This window comes from Wolbachia endosymbiont (group A) of Machimus atricapillus (assembly GCF_964027095.1).
Taxonomy (GTDB): Bacteria; Pseudomonadota; Alphaproteobacteria; order Rickettsiales; family Anaplasmataceae; genus Wolbachia.
The window spans coordinates 503,794-526,089 of the sequence record NZ_OZ034727.1; the positions used below are offsets into that span (position 1 = coordinate 503,794).

General features: G+C 36.6%; 19 protein-coding genes and 1 pseudogene. 8 read left to right on the top strand and 12 right to left on the bottom strand.

The genetic code is table 11. The features are described from left to right. Positions 1-5 precede the first annotated feature (5 nt). Positions 6-1,236, bottom strand: a pseudogene (locus AAGD68_RS02490) (IS256-like element ISWpi15 family transposase). Between the two features lie 87 nt (positions 1,237-1,323). Here AAGD68_RS02490 and AAGD68_RS02495 point away from each other — a divergent pair. The 4 genes from AAGD68_RS02495 (at position 1,324) to pyrF (ending at position 3,764) form a co-directional block, all read left to right on the top strand. After that, on the top strand, positions 1,324-1,596 hold the full coding sequence (locus AAGD68_RS02495; RefSeq protein ID WP_253307327.1) for a hypothetical protein: 273 nt from the start codon (positions 1,324-1,326) through the stop codon (positions 1,594-1,596). Positions 1,597-1,686: 90 nt separating this feature from the next. Further along, a complete protein-coding gene (locus tag AAGD68_RS02500; protein ID WP_341814338.1) occupies positions 1,687-2,613 on the top strand; it encodes a hypothetical protein in 927 nt (308 codons plus the stop codon). A gap of 20 nt (positions 2,614-2,633) precedes the next feature. After that, positions 2,634-3,059 carry a hypothetical protein gene (locus tag AAGD68_RS02505; protein ID WP_341814339.1) on the top strand — a complete coding sequence of 142 codons (426 nt, stop codon included), beginning with the start codon at positions 2,634-2,636 and terminating at the stop codon, positions 3,057-3,059. Between the two features lie 36 nt (positions 3,060-3,095). After that, the gene (gene pyrF, locus AAGD68_RS02510; protein ID WP_253307329.1) at positions 3,096-3,764 is read left to right on the top strand and encodes an orotidine-5'-phosphate decarboxylase; all 669 of its coding nucleotides are present in this window, start codon (positions 3,096-3,098) and stop codon (positions 3,762-3,764) included. A gap of 208 nt (positions 3,765-3,972) precedes the next feature. Here the strand turns inward: pyrF and AAGD68_RS02515 are convergent, their stop codons facing one another. Then, entirely contained in the window at positions 3,973-4,230 is a 258-nt protein-coding gene (locus tag AAGD68_RS02515) for a hypothetical protein (RefSeq protein WP_264688133.1), read from the bottom strand. A gap of 92 nt (positions 4,231-4,322) precedes the next feature. Here AAGD68_RS02515 and AAGD68_RS02520 point away from each other — a divergent pair, with 92 nt between their 5' ends. The 3 genes from AAGD68_RS02520 (at position 4,323) to AAGD68_RS02530 (ending at position 8,885) form a co-directional block, all read left to right on the top strand. After that, a complete protein-coding gene (locus tag AAGD68_RS02520; protein WP_265045425.1) occupies positions 4,323-5,522 on the top strand; it encodes a phage major capsid protein in 1,200 nt (399 codons plus the stop codon). A gap of 434 nt (positions 5,523-5,956) precedes the next feature. Continuing rightward, complete coding sequence (gene rmuC, locus AAGD68_RS02525; protein ID WP_265045427.1) at positions 5,957-7,288, top strand: DNA recombination protein RmuC; 1,332 nt, start codon at positions 5,957-5,959, stop codon at positions 7,286-7,288. Between the two features lie 193 nt (positions 7,289-7,481). Further along, entirely contained in the window at positions 7,482-8,885 is a 1,404-nt protein-coding gene (locus AAGD68_RS02530; RefSeq protein WP_265017649.1) for a hypothetical protein, read from the top strand. A gap of 206 nt (positions 8,886-9,091) precedes the next feature. Here the strand turns inward: AAGD68_RS02530 and pstB are convergent, their stop codons facing one another. From pstB to AAGD68_RS02570, 8 genes are all read right to left on the bottom strand, one after another. Then, positions 9,092-9,850, bottom strand: a complete 759-nt coding sequence (pstB, locus tag AAGD68_RS02535) for a phosphate ABC transporter ATP-binding protein PstB (RefSeq protein WP_341814340.1) — start codon at positions 9,848-9,850, stop codon at positions 9,092-9,094. Then, positions 9,847-10,632 carry a 4-hydroxy-tetrahydrodipicolinate reductase gene (dapB, locus tag AAGD68_RS02540; RefSeq protein ID WP_253307334.1) on the bottom strand — a complete coding sequence of 262 codons (786 nt, stop codon included), beginning with the start codon at positions 10,630-10,632 and terminating at the stop codon, positions 9,847-9,849. Before dapB ends, pstB begins: the two co-directional genes overlap by 4 nt. A gap of 470 nt (positions 10,633-11,102) precedes the next feature. Next, entirely contained in the window at positions 11,103-12,068 is a 966-nt protein-coding gene (locus AAGD68_RS02545) for an Rpn family recombination-promoting nuclease/putative transposase (protein WP_341814341.1), read from the bottom strand. A gap of 334 nt (positions 12,069-12,402) precedes the next feature. Further along, positions 12,403-13,419, bottom strand: coding sequence for a DNA polymerase III subunit delta (gene holA, locus AAGD68_RS02550; protein WP_341814342.1), 1,017 nt, complete (start codon positions 13,417-13,419; stop codon positions 12,403-12,405). Positions 13,420-13,424: 5 nt separating this feature from the next. Further along, positions 13,425-13,613 (bottom strand): hypothetical protein, encoded by a 189-nt coding sequence (locus AAGD68_RS02555; RefSeq protein ID WP_265045433.1) that lies wholly within the window; start codon positions 13,611-13,613, stop codon positions 13,425-13,427. A gap of 131 nt (positions 13,614-13,744) precedes the next feature. After that, a complete protein-coding gene (locus AAGD68_RS02560; RefSeq protein WP_253307337.1) occupies positions 13,745-14,554 on the bottom strand; it encodes a metal ABC transporter permease in 810 nt (269 codons plus the stop codon). Between the two features lies 1 nt (position 14,555). Further along, on the bottom strand, positions 14,556-14,912 hold the full coding sequence (locus AAGD68_RS02565) for an Mth938-like domain-containing protein (RefSeq protein WP_253307338.1): 357 nt from the start codon (positions 14,910-14,912) through the stop codon (positions 14,556-14,558). A gap of 4 nt (positions 14,913-14,916) precedes the next feature. Further along, entirely contained in the window at positions 14,917-15,783 is an 867-nt protein-coding gene (locus AAGD68_RS02570) for a 4-(cytidine 5'-diphospho)-2-C-methyl-D-erythritol kinase (RefSeq protein WP_341814343.1), read from the bottom strand. A gap of 81 nt (positions 15,784-15,864) precedes the next feature. Here AAGD68_RS02570 and AAGD68_RS02575 point away from each other — a divergent pair, with 81 nt between their 5' ends. Then, positions 15,865-19,356 carry a UvrD-helicase domain-containing protein gene (locus AAGD68_RS02575; protein WP_410529954.1) on the top strand — a complete coding sequence of 1,164 codons (3,492 nt, stop codon included), beginning with the start codon at positions 15,865-15,867 and terminating at the stop codon, positions 19,354-19,356. A 776-nt stretch (positions 19,357-20,132) separates the two neighbouring features. Here AAGD68_RS02575 and AAGD68_RS02580 read toward each other — a convergent pair. Further along, complete coding sequence (locus tag AAGD68_RS02580) at positions 20,133-20,423, bottom strand: GIY-YIG nuclease family protein (RefSeq protein ID WP_007549156.1); 291 nt, start codon at positions 20,421-20,423, stop codon at positions 20,133-20,135. Positions 20,424-20,650: 227 nt separating this feature from the next. After that, the gene (gene radC, locus AAGD68_RS02585; RefSeq protein WP_253309929.1) at positions 20,651-21,325 is read right to left on the bottom strand and encodes a RadC family protein; all 675 of its coding nucleotides are present in this window, start codon (positions 21,323-21,325) and stop codon (positions 20,651-20,653) included. Positions 21,326-22,296 lie beyond the last annotated feature (971 nt).

Here is a 22,296-nt window from a genome sequence, read left to right on the forward strand (position 1 = left end):
CATTTTTAGTTCAACTCAATTTTCAATCTGCCAGGAAAGAAAACATCAAGTTGAGAGATAGTTAATGCCCAATCATGTACAGGCATCGTCCACTTTTCCTCTGCCTTCTTTATAGCACAATATACCTGCTTATGCAAGGCATTTATGCTGGTAAATGAGCCTTTGGTCTTAGTGAATTTCCTAATTTGCCTATGTAGCCCCTCTATGGGATTGGTGGTGTAGATTATCCTCCTAACTGGACCAGAATACTTAAAATAACCAGACAAGTTTTCCCAATTATTCTGCCAAGATTTTATAACCATAGGGTACTTTGTGCCCCATTTTTCATCCAATTCCAACAGATAATTCTCGGCAATTTCCTTGCTTGAAGCTTGATATACCTTCTTTAAATCGCTCAAAAAACTCTTCGCATCTTTACTGGCCACATACTTCAGTGAGTTGCGTATCTGATGCACTATACACATCTGCACTTCCGCATTAGGAAAGACACTGTTTATAGCTGCAGGAAAGCTTTTCAGCCCATCAACGCAGGCAATAAGGATATCTTCTACTCCTCTTTCTTTGAGGTCATTTAGCACTCCCAACCAGAAGTTAGCTCCTTCACTTTCAGCCAAATAAAAACCTAATACTTCTTTTTTGCCATTTTGATCTATGCCTAATATGTTATACATGCATTTACTTACGCAATGCCCGTCCTCTTTGACTTTAAAAAACCATGAAAACTATCGGATATACAGACTGCAGCGGGCGACTACGCCATTCGTTGATTACTGGTAGCAATTTGTCAGTAATACTTGATATCTCTGCCACCGATATTTTGTGATCATAAATTTCCTCAACATGTGACACTATATCTCTATAGCCCATACCACTGGCAAATGTGCTCAAAATCTTCGTTTCAAGCTCTGGATGTAAGTTTGTTTGCCTTTTTTTGACTATTTGTGGTTCGAAACTTCCTTCCCTATCTCTTGGCGTCAAAAGTTCAAATGACCCTGCGCTTGTACGTAAAGTCTTTGCATTCCTCCCATTTCTTCGATTATTCTCTTCGCTTTCAGCCGACAAGTGGTTTTCTATTTCACCTTCCAGGCTTACCTCCAGCAACTTTTTTATAAACGGTGTTAATGCTCCATCTCTTCCTGTCAACGGTCTTCCTTCTCGTATAGACGACAGGATATTTGTTTCTAATTCTTTATAATCTACCAAACCGGTAGTTCTGTTTACTACTTTCTGACTCATTGTCAAACCTCCATTTTTTTATATCAATTTATTACTTTTTTTTCGGTTTGACACAGTTTATTTAACACTCCCACTAATTCACTGGAAATGATAAAGGATCTGAGTAGTAAACATTCATCAGAATTTGAAGGAACAGGTGAAAATAAGCTTGCTAATGGACTAACTTTCCCGAAACCACTTTCTCCTCGCACATCCACACCAAGAAGATATTCTAGAAAATCTCTATCTCCTAAAAAGGAAGATGAGGATGAGAATAAAGAAAATTCAGAGCAACTAAATCACGAAAATCCTAATACAAGTACCGGCAGCCCTAATTTATCGCTTTTAGAGATGCAACAAATAATTCCTATCACACCTTAACGATGTAAGTGCAGGGACCTCCACAGATAAGAGAATTTTAATAAATATATACAAGACTGCTGAAGTTTTGTTCATGAGGGGAGGGGAGTAATGAGCAATTTGTTTAACAAAGCTAACACATTTTATTTTGTAGCTAGTTCCTTAGCTACTCTTACGTTACTTACATCTTTAGCGCTTACTGTAACTTCTAATGTGCCTCTTCCTCTAATTCTTGCTTTAGCTGCATTATCTGTTTTGGTGCTTGCACTTTCGTATAAAATGATTAGTAATAATAAAAAAATAGAGGTTAAGAGAAGTAAATTCGCTCAGAAAGAGCAAGAGTTAGAAAATAAAATAACTCTAGGAAAGGAAGCTGAAAAAGCTGCAAACAAAGAAGTGGAAAAATTAAAACATGAATTAACTCGAGAAAAGCAAAATTTAGACAAGAGAGCAAAAAAATTGGATCAGAAAGTAAATGAGTCAGAAGTTGAGAGAGAATCTCTTCTTAAAGAAAAAAAATCTTTAGAGAAAAGATTAGAAACAGCAAAGAATCGTACGTTTGAAATAGACAATGAATTGGACAAAACAAGAGAGGAAATAGATAAGCTTGTTGCACGAGAAGAAGAATTGCATCTTAAAATCTCGCGTTTACGTGAACAGTTACAAGAAAAAGAAGGTAATCTAGCTGAAAAAGAAAAACGCATGACGGAATTGAAAAGGAAAATAGACAATAATAAACATGCAGAATTAAAAAATGAAGAATTATATAAGGAAATAGAAAAATTATCTAAAGAAAAAGAGGAATTGTGTAAGGAAATAGAAAAATTGTGTAAGGAAAAATATATATTATGTGAAAAAAAAGAAGAATTACATAAAAGACAAGAAGAACTTTGTGTAGAATTAGATGAATTACAATGTAAATTTAAAGAAATTAATCAGAAAAATAAAAACTTATCTCAAGAATTAAAAAGGAAATTTGAAGAGCTATATAAAGCAGATGATTTAATTAAAAATCAATCTTTTGAGTTAGATGGATAAGAAAAGATTGTAATAACGAAGTGAAAAGTTTAAGAAATTCACTTTTAGAACGAGACAGTCAAATAGAAGATTTTTTGAAAGAGAAAGAAAAACAAGTGAATTTTGTGCAACTGTTGATAAGATGCGTAACAGACAATATAGAAGAACCTATAAGAAATAATGATGGAAAAGCAATATTAAATACGATTCAAATATTAAAGTTTGCGTTACAAGAAGAATTTGCACGGCTTTTGCCAGACAAAACGCCTTCTTCTTTGCTGGAAGATCTTGTATATGCATCATCGCCAGACGAAACATCTGTTCCTTTACATGCAGGAGATCCTGGATATGGATCCGAGGAAGATTCTGGATATAACAGTCGCTCATCCACCCCGATCAAATTGCCAAATTCACTATTGACAGAATCTTATGAACGTAATCAGAGTGAAGGTATTTGCAAAACATAATAATTAGCTTTATTATAAAAAAAATTATGCAAGATAATGAACCCAATAATATGCGCACTGGATACACAAGACTTAAATAAGGCTATTTCTCTAGCTAATGCTCTGCGTGGTAAAGTTGGCATGGTAAAGCTGGGATTAGAATTTTTTGCTGCTCATGGTCTCTCTGGAGTGCAAGAAGTTGCAAAATGCAATGTACCAATTTTTTTAGATCTGAAATTGTATGATATTCCGAGCACTGTGGCTAAAACAGTTGAAGTAATAAAAGTTCTAAGTGTTGAAATGTTAACTCTGCACATCAGTGGCGGAACAAAAATGCTTGAAGAAGCGCTAAGTGTGGTGCAAGGCACAAAAATAAAGCTGATTGGAGTGACAGTGCTAACTAGTATGAGCAATGAGGATTTAAACGAGCTTGGAGTAGCAAGAGAGGTAAAATCACAGGTAATTTTGCTTGCAAAGCTTGCAAAAAAGATTGGACTCCATGGAATAGTCTGTTCTGCACTAGAAGCTCAAGAAGTGCGCCGAGAATGCGGTGAAGACTTTAAAATTATTACTCCAGGAATTCGTATAGATCCAGGTCATGACGACCAAAAAAGAACAGCAACACCAAGAGAAGCAATAAATTTAGGAGCTGATTATATCGTCATTGGCAGACCCATTACAAAAACTGCAAGTAGTGCAGAATTAATATTGAAATCCCTTATCTAATCGAAGCAGATAAAAAAAGTGCTTGACATAAAAAAACGAACATTATATATTGTTGTTGTCTTTTGTTTTACCTCGCTTAATTTAATTACTGGATTAAGCTTACATCACTAAGCGTGGTACAAAGTGCCACGCTATTTTCCGATTTACATTTTCAACAGATAAACAAATGATGTCATGCCAGTGTCTGGGCACATAACTGTACGAATATTCATTTTTGAAGATAAATTGCACAACAGATGATGTCATTCCAGTCTGGAATCCAGAAATTTTGCTTATAACTGAGCTGATGAGCTAAAGGTAGTTGTCTTACGCTAAAACAAACGTTTTTAATTAAGTTGCATAGAAGCTGGATCCCAGTGTCTGGGCACTGGGATGACACCCCACTGGTAGGGAATTGCTCCCAAACTACAATGTTCGTACAGTTATGTGCCCAGACACTGGAATGACATCGTTTACTATGTACCATATTGCAATATTCGTACAACTGTGGGAAACATCTATGGGTGCCATTCCTATTACCTTATTTCCATTCTAATTTTATTTTCAAAGGAGGCTATTATGTCACTTACCGATATCGCTCACCGTATCAATGAACTCGCTTCATCATGGGAGCAATTTAAATTAATAAATGATCGCAAATTAAAAGAAATTGAGAGCAAAGGGCGTGCTGATTCTGCAACGATTGAGCAGCTATGCAAGGTAAATAATGCCATTGATAGTTGCAAAGAGTGTTTAGACTTGATCGAAACTGCAGCTCAACGTCCAGAAGTAAATACAGATTTTAGCACAAGTGATAAATATTTTTCTGATTATATCCGCAAGGGAATGGAAAGCGGTTTATCACACAAAACCCTCAGTGGAGATGATAATGATATCGGAGGGTATCTAGTTACTCCGCATATTGTAAAACGCATAAACAAGCGCGTAACTGATTCGTCCCCAATGCGACAAATATGCTCCAGTCAAAGAATCTCTACTGAAACATTGGATTACATTATAGAAGATTTTGACCGTGCCGGTGCAGGTTGGAGCAGTGAAACAGTAGATGATGAGGACGGTGGCAATAAATCTAAGTATGATTTTGCAAAAGATACGGACACGCCTAAAATCCAAAAGATTTCTATCACGACTTACGAGTTATATGCTCAACCACAGATATCACAAAAGTTACTCGATGATGCGTTTGTCGATGTTGAGAGTTGGCTGGTGGAAAAGATTGCCGAGACTTTTAGTAAGAAAGAAAACGAAGCCTTCATTAAGGGTGATGGCACTTTTCAACCCAAAGGAATTTTAGCTTATGATGATGGAAAGGGCTACAATAAAATAGAGCAAGTTAAAACTGAAAAATTGGATAGCGATTCAATAATGATATTGTATTACTCTCTGGATGAATATTATTCCAAAAATGCATCATTTTTGATGAACAGGAGTACGTTGAAGAATGTTAGGCTACTAAAAGCTCAAACAGGTCAATATCTTTGGCAACCAAGTTTGTCGCTTGAAGCTCCAGATACCTTAATGGGAATACCAGTATATCAATCTGCCGATATGCCACCGGTGCCAAACAATCAGCTACCGGTAATTGCGATGGCAGATTTCAAACAAGCTTATAAGATTGTAGATAACAGAGGAATGAGAATATTACGAGACCCTTATACGAATAAACCTTATGTGAGGTTTTTTGTCACTAAGCGTGTCGGCGGAGAGGTTGTAAACACCAGTGCTATTAAATTGTTGAAAGTTGCGAGCAAGTACTAAAAACTTCTATAGCATCATCTTTAGAGCCGTTTTACTTCTTTTTGTATAGCTCCGCTCCTGTCATCCCATGCCCTCTTCTTGTCATTCCAGTCTGGAATCCAGCCTTTTCATAATCATCAAAACGTTGTATTTTAACATAAAACGGCTACTTTTATGCTTACCAACTTAATAAAATTCCTGGATCCCAGTGTCAAGCACTGGGATGACACCCTCCTGGTAGACAATGTTCATACATCTGTGGGCTTGACCATAAGATCCAGTCTAAAAAATTTGGATCCCAGTGTCACGCACTGGGATGACATCAGCGGTTAATATTTTATATACATTTTATAACTAAACTAGACATTCGTACAGTTGTGTGCGGTATGACGTTGTTACTTATAGCTATACACACAAAAATCATATAGAATTGTAAACGCAGTTTTTTTATTCTGATGCTTTTCAATTCTATAGCTCTGGTTGTCTCTCTATTACTATTTTTCTACATTATTGTAAAAAAACTGAGCGAAAAGAAAGCAAACCTTGAGGGTAATTTATGTAAATTAGAGCGTGAGCTTCAAGAAACAAAGCAAACTTTACTTACAAAGAATGAAGAAATAGTTGATTTAAGGGTCAAAAGAGCAGAGCTTGAAGTAACTCTGCAAAAAGAACGTGAGGAAAAGAAAAAGGAAATAGAGTTACTAACAAAAGCAGAGGAGAGATTAACAAACACTTTTAAAGCGCTCTCTCTTGATGCTTTGCAGACAAATAACAATAATTTTCTGAACTTAGTAAAGGAAGTAATCGATAGTAAATTAAAAGAAACAGAAAGCGATTTCAAAAAAAGACAAGCAACGATCAACGAAGTTGTAACGCCAATAAAAGAAAAATTAGAAAAATTCGATAACGAAATACGTGAGCTAGAAAAGGAGAGGGTAGGGGCCTATGAAGGTTTAAAGGAGCAAATTGGAGCGCTGATGAACCAAACTTCTAGCCTTGCTAATGCCTTGAGAAAGCCCCACATTAGAGGAAAATGGGGTGAAATGCAGTTAAAGAGAGTGGTAGAAATGGCGGGAATGATTGAATATTGCGATTTTTTTACTCAGCCGTCAGTGGTTGATAAAAACGAGGATAATTTATTGCGTCCTGATTTAATAATCAAAATGCCATCTGGAAAGCAAATAATAATAGATGCTAAAGTGCCGCTTGATTCTTACATGGATGCTATATCACAAAATGATTTGCAAATACAAAAGGAGAAATTAAAGAATCATTCCCTGGCAATAAAAAAACACATAAATGACTTGGGTAAAAAAGAGTATTGGAATCAATTTGAAAATACGCCAGAACTTGTGGTGCTTTTCTTAACAGGGGAGGGGGTTTTTAGCGCAGCACTGGAATATGAGCCTGCTTTGATAGAGATTGGAGTGGAAAAAAAAGTGATCATTGCAACACCGATCACTCTAATTGCATTGCTGAGAGCAATAGCATATGGATGGAAGCAAGAGATGATAGCTGAAAATGCAAAGAAAATCAGTGAACTAGGTCATATTTTATATGAGCGCATTTGCACAATGGGCGAAAACTTTGATAATTTGCGCAGGAGCTTAAAAAGTGCTGTCGATCATTATAATAAAACTGCTGGTTCGCTTGAAGCAAGGGTGTTTCCTGCTGCCCGAGAATTCAATAAGCTTGGTATACATGCAAAAAATAAAAGTTTAAGTGCTGCAAAGGAATTAGAATCTTTACCACGCAATTTACATACTGAGGAACTGAAAGTGGATTAGACTTCTTACATAACTATTCAAGAGCCAGACCATAGGCGTTTTCCTGCGCTAACATGGAAGTTCTTCTGCTCCACAAACAAATAGTATTGTGCTCAATGCTGCAAATGAAATAGCTATTTATTAATATATTAAGGAAAAAGTTGACTTTTTGTCTAAGATAATATAAAATAAAATAATAGTTGGTGAGGTAAAAATGTCAGTATCAAAAGAGCGTAAGGAATATTTACTAGAAAAGTTTAAATATGCTGCCAAAGAATTTGGCAAATCTGGTACAAAGTCCAATCATAAAACAGTACCAAAAGAACAGCAACTCTCTATTGATTTAGGTAACAAAAAAGTTTTTGGTATTATAAACAGAATTTTACACTGGATAGAAAGTAAATTTACATATTTTTTTCCACGCTATAATTTATTTTCAGAAGTTGGAGTTAAAGGAAGAAAAATTCCTAGAACTAATACAAAGGTTAAGTATTTTAACTCTGATGAACAGTTTGATCAAAGCAAATTTATTGGTGAGGAAGATGGGGAACTAAGGTTATACGACTTAGAAGGCAAGCTATATGATACAACTGATAAAATTAGTAAGGGTAAAAAAGGTTGTGTAGCTTATGTGATCACGCTTGATGGCAGATTGGTAACTCATGAACATATTAATGTTAATAAAAACGAGTGGGCTTATCGTCATTCAACTCTTGCAGGTGGTAGGCCAGTTTTATGTTCTGGTTTAATAAAAGTGGTAAATGGTAAAATAACTTATATAGACAATAATAGTGGGCATTATAAACCAGAATCAGCAAACTTATACAATGCAGTGAAAAAATTAGAAGGTCTATTTTCGAAAGATGCAAAAGTTGTCTGCTTACCATATTGGGTTGGCTTGCAAAAACAAATTCCGTTTATACGCAAAATTATTCCAGCTAAACAAGAGCCAGCAGAGGAATTCTTGAAAAGGATGGAGAAAAAAGGAAAAGATGGATTGACTCAATATGAAAGACATTTTAAAGGGGTAAAAGAATATAATGAACAGTATGAACAAAAGTTGCTTCTTGCAAGCTATAAGTCACCTACAAATGAACTGCCCTGCAAACCAACTATACATAAAAAACACAGGTTGAAATACTCTGAATATATTAACTTACACCTTAATTTTTTGAAAGAGTTCGATGAAAATCCCAAAGTGCAAAAAATGGCAATAGAACACTCAATAAGAAGGATTATTGGAGCAAATTATGGCCATAAACCTACAGTTGCGCTTGCTAAGGCACAGATAGCTAAAGATGGAAAGTTGCAAGAAACGGACGAAATAGTAGGTATAAATGTAACCTTTCACCATGAGAACGATTGTAATAGCTTTGCTAAATTTCTGGATCTCAAAAAGCATAGCTATAATTGCACATCTCATCTGAAGGACAAAGAAATTGATGAGCTTCTTAAATATACATATGACGAAAAAGATAGAGCCACTATAGAAAAATTAATGCCCAATAAACATACAGTTTTTATGAGTACAGACCAGGCTGATAAGTTTATAAAGGACACTTTACAAATTGAAATAGACAGTGTTGAACAATTGGGTATCCGTTTAGTGGAGCGTTAAAACAGATAAACAAAGCAAGACAAAAAGGTAATCAGAGAGTAAATGTGAGAGAACTCTGCAAAAATTTACAGTAAAAAATAGAAAAGTTAGAAGCAAAAAGAATGAAGTGGTATTTTTTGAATGATCCAACCGCTACCATGCTGAATGACAAATACGGCATACGGATACATTTTTTAAAGTAGCCAAGCTACTTTGATGACAGAAACCTAATGATCCAGGATATACTCCTTTGTTAAGGGAGATTGAGCATTTTCGAATATTTCTTGAGTGCTTCCAGACTCAACAATTCTGCCATTATGAAAGAAAATTACACTATCAGATAACTTTTTAGCTTGCTTCATTGAATGAGTTACCATAATTATAGTAAACCTTAATTTCAGCTCTTGTATAAGATTTTCGATTGCATTGGTTGCCATTGGATCAAGAGCGGAGCACGGTTCATCCATTAATAAAATAGTTGGCTTCACTGCAATTGCGCGAGCGATGCATAGCCTCTGTTGTTGGCCACCGGATAAATCGAGTGCACTATCTTGCAATCTGTCTTTTAATTCTTCCCATAAGCCAACTTTAGTTAAAATATTTTCCACCATCTCATTCAATTTTTGCTTATCCTTCACCATACCATGCAGTTTTGGCCCATAAGCAACATTGTCATATATTGATTTTGGAAAAGGATTTGGCTTTTGAAATACCATGCCAACTTTTGCTCTGAGTAGCACAACATCCATATCGCGTGAATATATATCACCCAGCCCATCGATATCTAATTCACCAACAGTTTTGCATCCAGGTACATAGTCATTCATACGATTAAAACAACGCAAAAATGTTGATTTACCGCACCCGGATGGTCCGATAAAAGTAGTAACTTTTCTTTTATAAATATTCAAATTTATATCGAATAAAACTTGCTTAGAGCCATACCAGAGATTTAAATCTTTAACAGAGGCACGTGTATTGCTCATATCACATCCTGCATTGAATAGAGCCCCGGAATTTCTCTTTTATTTTCATATAGCCATACTGCTGCTTGAACAGCTCCTCTAGCAAATGTTGTGCGATCAATTGCTTTGTGGTTTAGTTCTATCCGTTCATCAGAATTAACAAACATCACGCTGTGATCTCCTATTACTCCACCTCCACGAGATACTGCAAAACCTATTCCCCCCTTTTTTCTTATGTTTGAACCACTATGTAAATATTGATTGGACTGAAAATCCACTTTTGAAGCGTTAGCAATTGTTTTGCCAAGTTCTATAGCTGTTCCAGATGGTGAATCCTTTTTTAAGTTATGATGCATTTCCCAAATCTCAACGTCATATTCATTACCTAAAAGCTCAGCAGCTTTTTTTACCAATTTCAGCAACACATTAACCCCAACACTCATATTTGCTGACCATAATATTGGAACTTCAGCAGCATATTCTTTCAAATCGACACCTTCTATTCCAGTTGTGCCACTAACCAGCGGTGTTTTAAATTTTACAGCTGCTTTAAGGCAGTCTAACATACATTCTTTAGTTGTAAAATCTATTACAACGTCGGATAACTCAAATATGCCACTAATAGAACTTGTAACCTTGATTCCTAGATTGGCTATAATTGGTCCAATATCTGAATCTATGTACTTACTGCCTGAACGGGCAACAGCACCTGCTATTTCCACTTCGGCATTTGTAATTAATTCATTGAGTATTTTCTTGCCCATTCTGCCTAAGCAGCCTATTACTCCAACTCTGATTTTCATAAAGCTTTTTACGTTTATTAAGAATGTTATGCCTTTTTTTAAGCTCTGTCACTTCTGATCTATATTCTATAGCTGACCCAAGCAACACGTCATGCCGTTGCGGATAGATTCCGCTAACTAGTAGCGGAATGACGATTGTCGGTGAACCTAAGTTACTTTAGCTATAGCTGACCCAAGCAACACGTCATACCGCCGCGGCGCTAACTAGTAGCGGAATGACGGTTTCTCAAATTGTCGGTAAATCTAAGTCAGTTTAGCTATATATGACTCATTTCTTTACTGTAACTTAACAAGAACTGGTCTGTAGCTAATAGTTATTGACAATAAGGGTAATTAACTTTGATAAGAATCTTTTCTGTGTTCAATTGAAGTCTATATGTTCTGGAATATCTATATAGTAAATTATGCGGTAATCGTAGACTACGCTGCCCACTTAAATTATGCCACAAAGGTTTTCCAAGTGTAACCGTTCACAGATTTCCACTTAATTCTTCAATCTCACTAATAGAAAGGCCAGTAAACTTGACAATAGTGTTGACATCAACATTATTAGCCAGCATTGCTTTTGCGACTTCAATTTTCCCTTCAATTTTCCCTTCAATTTTCCCTTCAATTTTCCCTTCAATTTTCCCTTCAATTTTCCCTTCAATTTTCCCTTCAATTTTTCCTTTCTCTATACCTTTTTGTATACCTTTCTCTTCAGCAAGATCAAGTCTGTATTCAAGAATGGCTTCTTCTTTCCGTAGATCCATTATTCTTTCTTCGTAAGCTACTAAATCTTTTTCGTTCCAACGAAACTTGTCTAATTCATCATATGCTAGCTTTATTATTGGCGCTTTTTCTGCTATCTCTTTTAAGTCCTCTTCTGTTGTTTCTTCTGCGTATTTAAAAAAGAAACACCACCTTTCTACTATACTTTCTAACTGCTCTACTTTACTTTTTGAAAATTTGGGCAATTCTATAAAGATAAATTGAAAATCTTTTAAGTAATGGCCGTTAGTTTTTATATCACGTATATTGTGAGTAGAGATATAACCAACTTCTTCAGGAAGTAAGTTACAATTTGATATAGCAATAAAGAAGACTTTCTTTAAATCAATGTAGTTGCCAGATTTATCTAATTGTCTTGAGTAGGCTTTAGCGGCATATAATTGAGCGCGTTTTTCGAAGCCCTTGTCTCTAGCGAGCTGCATTTCTGCTATATATCTATTTCCGTGAGAATCCTTGCAGAGAACATCAACAATACTTTGTTTATCAGAGGCAACTTCGGGATCCATAATAGTGCTAAGAAACTCAACTTCTTGTATTGCATTTATCTCAGTAAACCCTAAAATATCGTTCAAAAAGTGGATCAGGATATTCTTATTTTTTTCCGTTCCAAAGATTTTTTTGAAACACAAATCATTGCGAGGATCGAGAAATTTTGAAAGAGCCATGGCAAAAATGCTTGAAAATATTAATAATTATACACTATTATTAACAATTATTCAACCATATTTTTGAAGATAGCTATAGCTATGCTGCCGCGGTATCTCTTAGCATAGATCCCGCTAACAAGTAGCGGGATGACGAGGATGCCGCCGCGAACCGTCATAGCGCCGCGGCGCTAACTAGTAGCGGAATGACGGTTTTTCAAATTGTCGGTAAATCTAAGTCAGTTTAGCTATAGGCAGCAATTTTCTGTATTTATTTTAAATTGAAGAAAGCTCAAATGAAAGATCATGTTTTGCTAAAAATCACAGAATGCAGTCTGGTTACACCTTATTTTTGTTAGCTATAGCAAGTAATTGTATTTGTAATATGACAAATCACCTGCTGAAAAATCATTTTATGATCTAAATCAGTTTTTTTACAGGTAACTTCTAAGCTTATCAATTCTTCCAAAATCTTTTTAAGTTCTGAAAGTTGCAAACTTTTCAAATGAGATTTAAAGCTCTGCAATTGTTTAAAAAACAATGGAGGGCTTAGCTGATCAATCGCAGACTGCTCACTCATTCCACCTTGCACTGACAGCAAAACGTTTTCAAGGCGTAGGAAATAATTTGATATAATGCGAATTAGCGCTATCGGTGAAAAATTTTCTTGCGATATCAATGCATCAGAAATTCTAATGAAGCGCGACATATCTTTACTTGCTATGGCAGAGCATAGATCATCAAGTGTAGCATAGTCGTTGCCGGAAGTTGAAAAGCATAATTCTATATCAGTAAGTTTTAGGTCTTTTCTCTCCCCTAAGTACAAAACTAACTTCTCAAGTTCTGAACATATAGGCAGCTTGCTATGATTAAAGTAAGATTGCAAATGGTAGATTATCTCATTTGTGCATTTTATATCATTTTGTTTTAAGTAACTTGATATAATGTCATAAAGATTGCTGTTGCTGTCCTTATAGCAAGCAATCACACCAAAAATTTTTGAACTCTCCATATAACTTTTAGTCGCAGAATTATATGGAAGATCACTTGCTACCATCATTACATAGTGACCACTTGCGTTATAATCCAATACGTTTTTTAACTCTTTGGATATACCTCCACTCACATTTATCAGCTTAATTAATTTTTTGCTGGTAAACATCGAAATGTTTGCCAATTCAGAAAACAGTAAACCGGGTGACTTATTCACTATTGCAAAATCCATCACCTGAACTGAATACTCATCCAAATTGGCAATTATTTCTTGTACATAAAAACCAACCCTACTGTTATCACTTCCATGAATTAACACACCACTTAAAGCATCAGGTTTCTCTAGGAATTTTTTAACTTTGGATGGTATGACCCTCATGCCATCTATATGATATCATTCTCATTTGATTGTACATGAGTATCCAAAGACTCTGAGTTTTCTTGCGCAATATTGTGCACATCATCTGCCGTACTCTGCACATTATCCGACTCTTCTGTTTTTCCTGTAATATAATTATAAAATTTTTTCACAGGTTGAGATATATATTTGGAAAAAAATCCTTCTTTGCTCATATTGCTTACTCCATAAAATTAACAGCTTATCATTAGCACATAAACAATAATATAGCAAAGACTATTTTGTGCTAAGATAGTGATGTTTTATAATGAGTATATTACAAAATTATTAACATTCGAGACTAAAATCAAGCCAACCTGCTTAATACTAACCTTATAAAATAAGCGATAATTAAATATACGGCTGCAACAAGTATAATTGCAGGTCCAGTTAACAAATCAAAACTTGCAGATAACATCAGACCTGATATCCCAGAAATCACAGAAAAAACTGTTGCAACAATAATCATCTGCATTGGAGTTTTCGAAATGAGCCTTGCAGATGCTGCTGGTATTAGCAAAAATGCAGCAATGAGTAATATTCCTATTAATTGGGCAGCAATTGCTATAAATATAGCAAGAGTGATTAAAAATTCTAGTCTAACAAAATTAACATTAATCTTCTCAACTACTGCTAAATCTTGATTAATTGAAATCATTAACCAATAACGCCATCTAAATATTAATATCAAAGTAACTATTACAGAGATTAAAAAAATCAATATTATATCACTTTGATCGAGCGTTAATATATCACCAAACAGTGAGCTAATAATACTATTATTGCCCGATGGAAGAAAAGACATAAGTATTAAACTCGATGATAAAACTACATTGGTAACAATGTTCAATATCGTATCAGCAGAATATAATCTGTTAAAATTAAGAGAAAGTAGTATAGCAAATGTAATTGCAATGAGCATTATGCTAAGCGATGGGCTAATCTTAAAGATTAAAGCAAGTGCAACACCAAGCAACGAAGAATGGGACAAACTATCACCAAGATAAGATAACCTTTGCCATATCATAAACGATCCTAAAGCGCCTGTTACTAGGCTAATTACGACTACTGCAACTAGACTATTGATGAAAAAGTCCTGGGTAAACATTTCAAGCATGCTATATGGCTATTAGATAACTGACAACAAATCTATCTTCGGATATTAAAACGTTATGGGTTCTGCATGCTGCACCGGTTGTCATAAATTCAAAATTTAAACCTTTTTGTTCCATAAGATAGGACTTCACTGAAGAACTTGGTATATTGCGTGTTTTACCAGTACCTATTATCAAAATTTCTATTTCCTCTGTTAAAAAAGATTTAAAATGTTCCTTGCTATTTATATCACTTTCTTTCAATTTAATCACCTTTTCAGGAAAAACTATAATTGAGCCGCAATATTCTCTATTATTCACCAAAAATTTTCCTTCCCTGTAACCATTTATAAGATTTTTATTCTCGGAAATTAAGGGCATAAAGTCAAACTATTAATTGAGTGTCACATACCCACCATTCTGGTTGCTTTTCTCTGATATTAACTGCAGCAGCTTTTGCATTTTCCTCACTATCGAATATTCCAAAGCATGATACACCACTGCCTGACATGCGAGAAAGTATAGAGCCTTCTTGTGACTCAAGTGTTGATATCACATCCTGAATTTCAGGTACAAGGCTTATTGCTATTTCTTGAAGATCGTTTCTCGTCTCTTTAAGAAACTTCAACAAATCCTTTTCAGCGTCATCGCTCCATTTAATTGGCTCAGAAAATTCTCCTTCATGTTTGGAAAATACCTCTAGTGTGCTCAAAAACTTTTTTTTCGGCTTCACCAGTACTATATTTGTGGGTAGAGAGAATTTTTTTATGGGACACAACTCTTCACCAATACCTCTAACAAAAACTGGCTTGCTATCTATACTCGCAGGAACATCAGCACCAACGCTTAAAGCTATTTCATTTAAAATCGTCCTATCAATCTTCCACAGCTTCCTTAGTATGCGTACCACAGCTCCAGCATCTGAGGAGCCACTGCCCAAACCCGCAGCAATTGGTATATTTTTCACAACCTTTACAATGACTTTAGTTCGCGCAGGAGCATATCTAAGCAATAGATTAACTGCTCTCATTACGGTGTTGTACCTGTTATTAATTCTAAGTTCGGAATTTACAAATTCAACTGTAGAGTTATCGTATCTAGAATCCTTCTCACCTACTTTTATTTCCAAAAAATTAGAGAGATTAGCAAAGACAAATAAACCTTCAATCAAGTGATACCCTGTTTCTTTTTTGTCTACAACATGCAAAAAAAGATTGATTTTTGCAGGCGCCTTTACACAAAAACTTTTCATTATATATCTTCACTAAGATTATTTTTACATTATATGTATAATGCTATTTTAGTCAACTTCTATAAAGTTTTCGTACTTCTGATGAGATCAAATGCCATAAATCCCAATTTCTCTGTATGGGTAAATGCGTCCGCTGGTACAGGCAAAACAAAAATCTTAATAGACAGAGTATTGAGACTTTTATTAGAAAACAAAAGAAATATTCTCTGCTTAACGTTCACCAACGCTGCAGCAAACGAGATGGAGAATCGCATTCACAGCATACTCAGTAAGTGGGCAATATGCTCAGAAAGTGAATTAATAATGGATCTGGAACAACTAGACCTATTGCAAATCAGAAAAAAAGAAACCTGGATCCCAGTGTCAGCTACTTGGATGACAGGGGATGACGCAGAAATAACGGAGAATGATGCTGAGGTGATAGCACCACATAATCACGATTTAAGTGAAAATCCAGTAGCTCACCCTTCGACGTCATCCCAGCACCCCTATTTGTCATCCCAGCACCCCTATTTGTCATCCCAGTACCCCTACTTGTCATCCCAGTGCGTGACACTGGGATCCAGAAAAAATAAAGATTATTTAACAAGAGCAAGAAGGCTTTTCTCTGAATTGGAAAATCTTGGTCTAACTATACAAACCATACACGCTTTCTGTTACAAACTAATTTCCAACTTTCCCATAGAAGCTGGCATCGCCCCAAATTGTACGCTGAGTGAATGTAAAGAATTACATTCCATCATATTCAATGAAGTGCTTCATAACGAAACTGTGCAGGATGATATCAATCTTATTGCGGCTGAATTTGATGAAAATAAGCTACGCGATTTGCTTTATACTTTATGTATAAAAAGATCGATATCAGAAAATGATTCAGAATATATCAAAGATAAACTCAGTGCTCCAGATGAAATTCATGACTTACAGAGTGAAACGACTGAGCACATAAAAAGATTAGCCGAGATATTAAGTGAAGGCAGTAAAAGAGATCAGAGTTATAGTGAAATACTTTATTCTACTGTCATCCCAGTGCTTGACACTGGGATCCAGAAGAAAAGAAGTGTAGATTCCAGCGTCACGCGCTGGAATGACACCAAAATAGAAAACCTAGCCAAGGTATTTCTCAAATCAGAATCGCACGAAAAAAAGAGCATATCATCCATTGCAACAAAAAGTACTTTGGAAAAATTTAGAGATGCAGAGCAAATAATAGAGAGCGTTCAGAATGTAGTGTTTACTCATATAAAAGACATGAACTCTTATCAAATATTCAAGAGAACCAGTAGCTTACTTGGTATATTTAAAGTATATGTTGATCTATACAGTAGCGAAAAATCAAAAAACGCACTGCTTGACTACAATGATATAATTGGCTTAGCAACAAATCTTCTCAGCAATCCAAACTACAAAGATTGGATATTGTTTAACTTGGATCAAAAAATAGATCACATCCTTGTTGACGAGGCACAAGACAATAGCATCAGCCAATGGAAAATTATAACAAATCTCTGCGATGAATTTTTTGCCGGTAATGATGAAAAGCGAACCTTATTTATAGTTGGTGACGTAAAACAATCCATATACAGATTTCAAGGAGCAAATCCCCATCTATTCAACTACATGCAACAATACTTTCATACGAAAACTGGTGGCAGAGATTGGATATCATGCCAACTTGAAAAGTCATTTCGTTCAACTCCAGAAGTTTTAATGCTTGTAGATAGAATATTTAATAACTTCCGCGCAGAAATATCTTTTGTTGATAATGAAATAAAACATGTTCCACATAGAGAGAATGACCGAGGATATATTGAAATTTGGCCAGCGTTACCAAAGTGTAAAGAGAAAGAACAGCGAGCTTTACAAATTCCTCTGACATGCAGGGAAAATTATATAATAACAGATCGATTACTTGCTCAAACAATAGCCAACAGAATTCACAATTGGTTAAACGAAGGGCGGATTTTAGTCGCTAAAGATCGCCATATAGAGCCAAGGGACATTGTGATTCTGGTACGGCAACGAAACGTGTTAGTTGATTACATAATAAGCGAACTTAAAAAAGCAAACGTGCCAGTTGTAGGCCGAGATTATTTTAGAATTATGGACTATATAGCCGTGCAGGACTTAATAGCTTTGGCCGAATTTTTACTCCTCCAGGCAAATGATTTAGCTCTTGCAAATGCTTTAAAATCACCGTTATTCAATTTTACCGAGGATGATTTATTTAACATTGCATATGACCGTAAAGAGCATTCACTATGGGAAAGAATTCGGGATTATTCTGTGGTTATCTATAGTGAATTAAACTATCTCATTAACTTATCTCGCATAGAGTCTCCTCTTGCACTATTTACACATATATTGCGTACAGGTAAGAAGAAATTTGCTGCAAGGCTAGGTCTTGAGTGCTTCGAGGTTCTAGACGAATTTATGAACCTTGTGTTGCAATTTGAAAACCCATCTCTTCAAGCGTTTGTTCAGTGGATCAAGGAGAATAACCCGGAGATTAAGAATGATATGCAATCAGAACGCAATGCTGTGCGAATAATGACAATTCACAAATCAAAAGGTCTGCAAGCTCCCATAGTATTTTTGGTTGATACAAACACAGTGCCAAGAAACAGTGAAAGCATTATCTTTGATGGAACGGAAGTGCCATTTTGGTGTGGAAAAAACAATAACGCTTATTGTGATCAAGTAAAAAGAGAGAAAAAACTAGAGGATTATAACGAATATTTGCGTTTATTATACGTAGCACTCACACGTGCTGAAGATGAGTTATACATCTTAAGTAAAGAGCCAGTGCAAAAGGGCTCTTGGTATGATCTAATCACTCAGTATGGAGAACCATATGAAAAGAAACAAGCATACTTACAGCCAATATTTAAAGAAAAAGTTGAAGTGCTATGTGTGAACGCAAACTACCCTTACATTTATAAAAAACGTGATTATTTTGACGTTCCAGTCATTTCCCTTCCGCCAAACCTATCAATGTCATTCCAGCGCCCTCTTTCGTCATTCCAACATCCTTCCTTGTCATCCCAGCGTCCTCCCCTGTCATCCCAGTGCTTGACACTGGGATCCAGTAAAAAAGAAGGAAAATCAGCATCAGCTACTTGGATGACAGATGGTTATACAAGAGGCTTAATAATCCACAGCATATTACAATATATGCCCAAGATAGAAAAAGAAAGGAGAAAAAACTGGGTCAGAAAATATCTTGACAATATAAACACCAGTGAAGATAAGGATGAAATTTACAGTAAAATATTGGCCTTTAATGAAAAATATGGCTATTTGTTTGACTTAGAAGGCAAATCAGAGATTACACTGAGTGGAATAATCGATGGCGAACCAGTATTAGTACGACTAGATAGGCTATGCATAACGCAAGATAAAGCGATCATAATTGACTACAAATCACACCGTAACGTTTCTGTTTCCTTATTAAATGAAATAAAAAAGCAAATGCTGACCTATAAAACCTTAGTACAAGAAATATATCCAAACAAGCAAGTAGAGTGTGTGGTTATTTGGGTGGAAGATTTAACCATTCAATCTGACCTTTAACGAAACTTGATTACAAGAAATAGCTACTATGTCATACCCCGCGGTATCTCTTAGCATAGATCCCTTACTTAACCGTCATACCGCGATTCATTCGCGGTATCTCTAGATCCCGCTAACAAGTAGCGGGATGACGAATTAATTAACTGTCATGCCGCCGCGAACCGTCATACCGCGATTCATTCGCGGTATCTCATCAGCTAACAAGCAGCGGGATGACAGCAGTCCTACGTCATACCGCTGCGGATAGATCCCGCTAACAAGTAGCGGGATGACGAATTACTTAACTGTCATGCCGCCGCGAACCGTCATGCCACCACTCCTTTCTCGTCATGCCACCACGAACCGTCATACCGCGATTCATTCGCGGTATCTCATCAGCTAACAAGCAGCGGGATGACGAGGCTTATCGTCATGCCGCCGCGAACCGTCATACCGCCACTCCTTTCTCGTCATGCCACCACGAACCGTCATACCGCGATTCATTCGCGGTATCTCATCAGCTAACAAGCAGCGGGATGACAGCAGTCCTACGTCATACCGCTGCGGATAGATCCCGCTAACAAGTAGCGGGATGACGAATTACTTAACTGTCATACCACCGCAAACCGTCATACCGCGATTCATTCGCGGTATCTCATCCGCTAACACGTAGCGGAATGACGAATTACTTAACCGTTATCCTGCTGCTCCTTTCTCGTCATCCCGCTACTCCTTTCCCGTCATACCGCTACTCCTTTCTCGTCATCCCGCTACGTGTTAGCGGGATCTCAGCATAGCTATCTTAAAGCTAAGTAATATAAGTCAACCCAGCTAGGATTCTTTTGATTGATCAAATTAATTTTCCACTGCCTTGGCCATTCTTTCAGGCGCCTTTCTCTTGCAATAGCTAAACTTATATCTTCAAACTCTTCAAAATATACAAGTTTATTTACATTATATCTTGATGTAAAACCTGAAACAATTTTGTTTTTGTGTTCCCAAATCCTCTTGATCAAATTTGCAGTTACACCAATATATAATGTGCTATTAGCTTTATTTGTAAGTATATAGATATATGATAACTTCATCTTAATCGTTTATAGCTAAAGTAACTGAGGTTTACCAACATTATACTACACCATCGTGCCACAATAAAACTTACCGTCATCCCGCCGCGCCGCTAACACGTAGCGGGATGACGAGCTTATCGTCATGCCGCCGCGAACCGTCATCCCGTCACGGTATCTCTTAGCCGCTAACACGTAGCGGAATGACGATTGTCGGTAAATCTAAGTTACTGTAGCTATAAAAGCTTTCACAACAACCTATTTTCCTTGAAACTAAAATAGCTACTGAATGTAATAATAATGTGGTCTATTAATTCTATTCCTATACTTTGGCAAGCTTCTGCTAGTTGCCTAGTGAGAGATATATCGCTATTTGAAGGTTGTGTATCTCCGCTTGGATGATTGTGAGATATTACAATGGATGTTGAACCAATCAAAAGTGCGCGCTTGATGATCTCTCTGACATAAAGAGGAGTTTGATCTACTGTACCAACGTTTTGCAGGTCTTCCGCTATTAGACGATACTTTTTATTCATATAGATGACGCGAAAATTTTCCTTATTGAGGCTTCCTATGCTTATTCTTAAATAATCAAGCAATTTTTCCCAGTTATCGATTATAGGCAGGTCTTTTATTTCTTCTCTTGCAGAACGAACAAAGGCTTGTTTCACACAAAAGATGGCAGATATTGCTGCATTGCTGACACCATCAACATTTTGCAGTGCTTCCAGGTCAGCATTAAAAACTTTATTCAAACTGCCAAAATTTTCTATCAAACTCTTTGCTATCGGCTTTACATCAATTCTACTGTATGCTGAATATAAAATGTGCTCTAAAACTTCATAATCAAGTAATGATTGTCCATTATCTAAAATAATTTTCTCTCTTAGGCGCTTTCTATGCCCCTTTTCGTAATTTTTCATCATTAGTGAATTGCTTATCTCTTGTATAATAAGAAGTTAGATTTTTAAGTAAAATATTTAATAAAGCGCATGACGCACAATTGTAAGAACATTCATTTTTAAAGACAGTAAATTGTGTCATCAAAGTAGCTGACGCGAGCTCTACGTCATACCGCAATTCATTCGCGGTATCTCAGCAGATCCCGCTAACAAGTAGCGGGATGACGAAGTTATCGTCATGCCACCGCGAACCGTCATATCGCCGCAGACCGTCATACCGCCGCGGTATCTCTAGATCCCGCTAACAAGCAGCGGGATGACGAAGTTATCGTCATGCCACCGCGAACCGTCATATCGCCGCAGACCGTCATACCGCCGCGGTATCTCTAGATCCCGCTAACAAGCAGCGGGATGACGAAGTTATCGTCATGCCACCGCGAACCGTCATATCGCCGCAGACCGTCATACCGCCGCGGTATCTCTAGATCCCGCTAACAAGCAGCGGGATGACGAAGTTATCGTCATGCCACCGCGAACCGTCATATCGCCGCAGACCGTCATACCGCCGCGGTATCTCTAGATCCCGCTAACAAGCAGCGGGATGACGAAGTTATCGTCATGCCACCGCGAACCGTCATATCGCCGCAGACCGTCATACCGCCGCAGTATCTCTAGATCCCGCTAACACGTAGCGGGATGACGAATTACTATCTACACCGTCATACCGCCGCGGTATCTCTTAGCCGCTAACACGTAGCGGGATACTTAACCGTCATACCGCGATTCATTCGCGGTATCTCAGCCGCTAACAAGAGATCCCGCTAACACGTAGCGGGATGACGGTTGTCGTTTAGCCATAAATATTTAAGAAATTTACCAAACGAAAAAAAGGCAAAAGAAGCCCTAGTCATTGTCTACTTTCAGTATTGGCGTTTTTTAAGTCTTAAACACTGCAATTTAGCTGCTTTTAAATGCAACTCACCTTTGTTTAA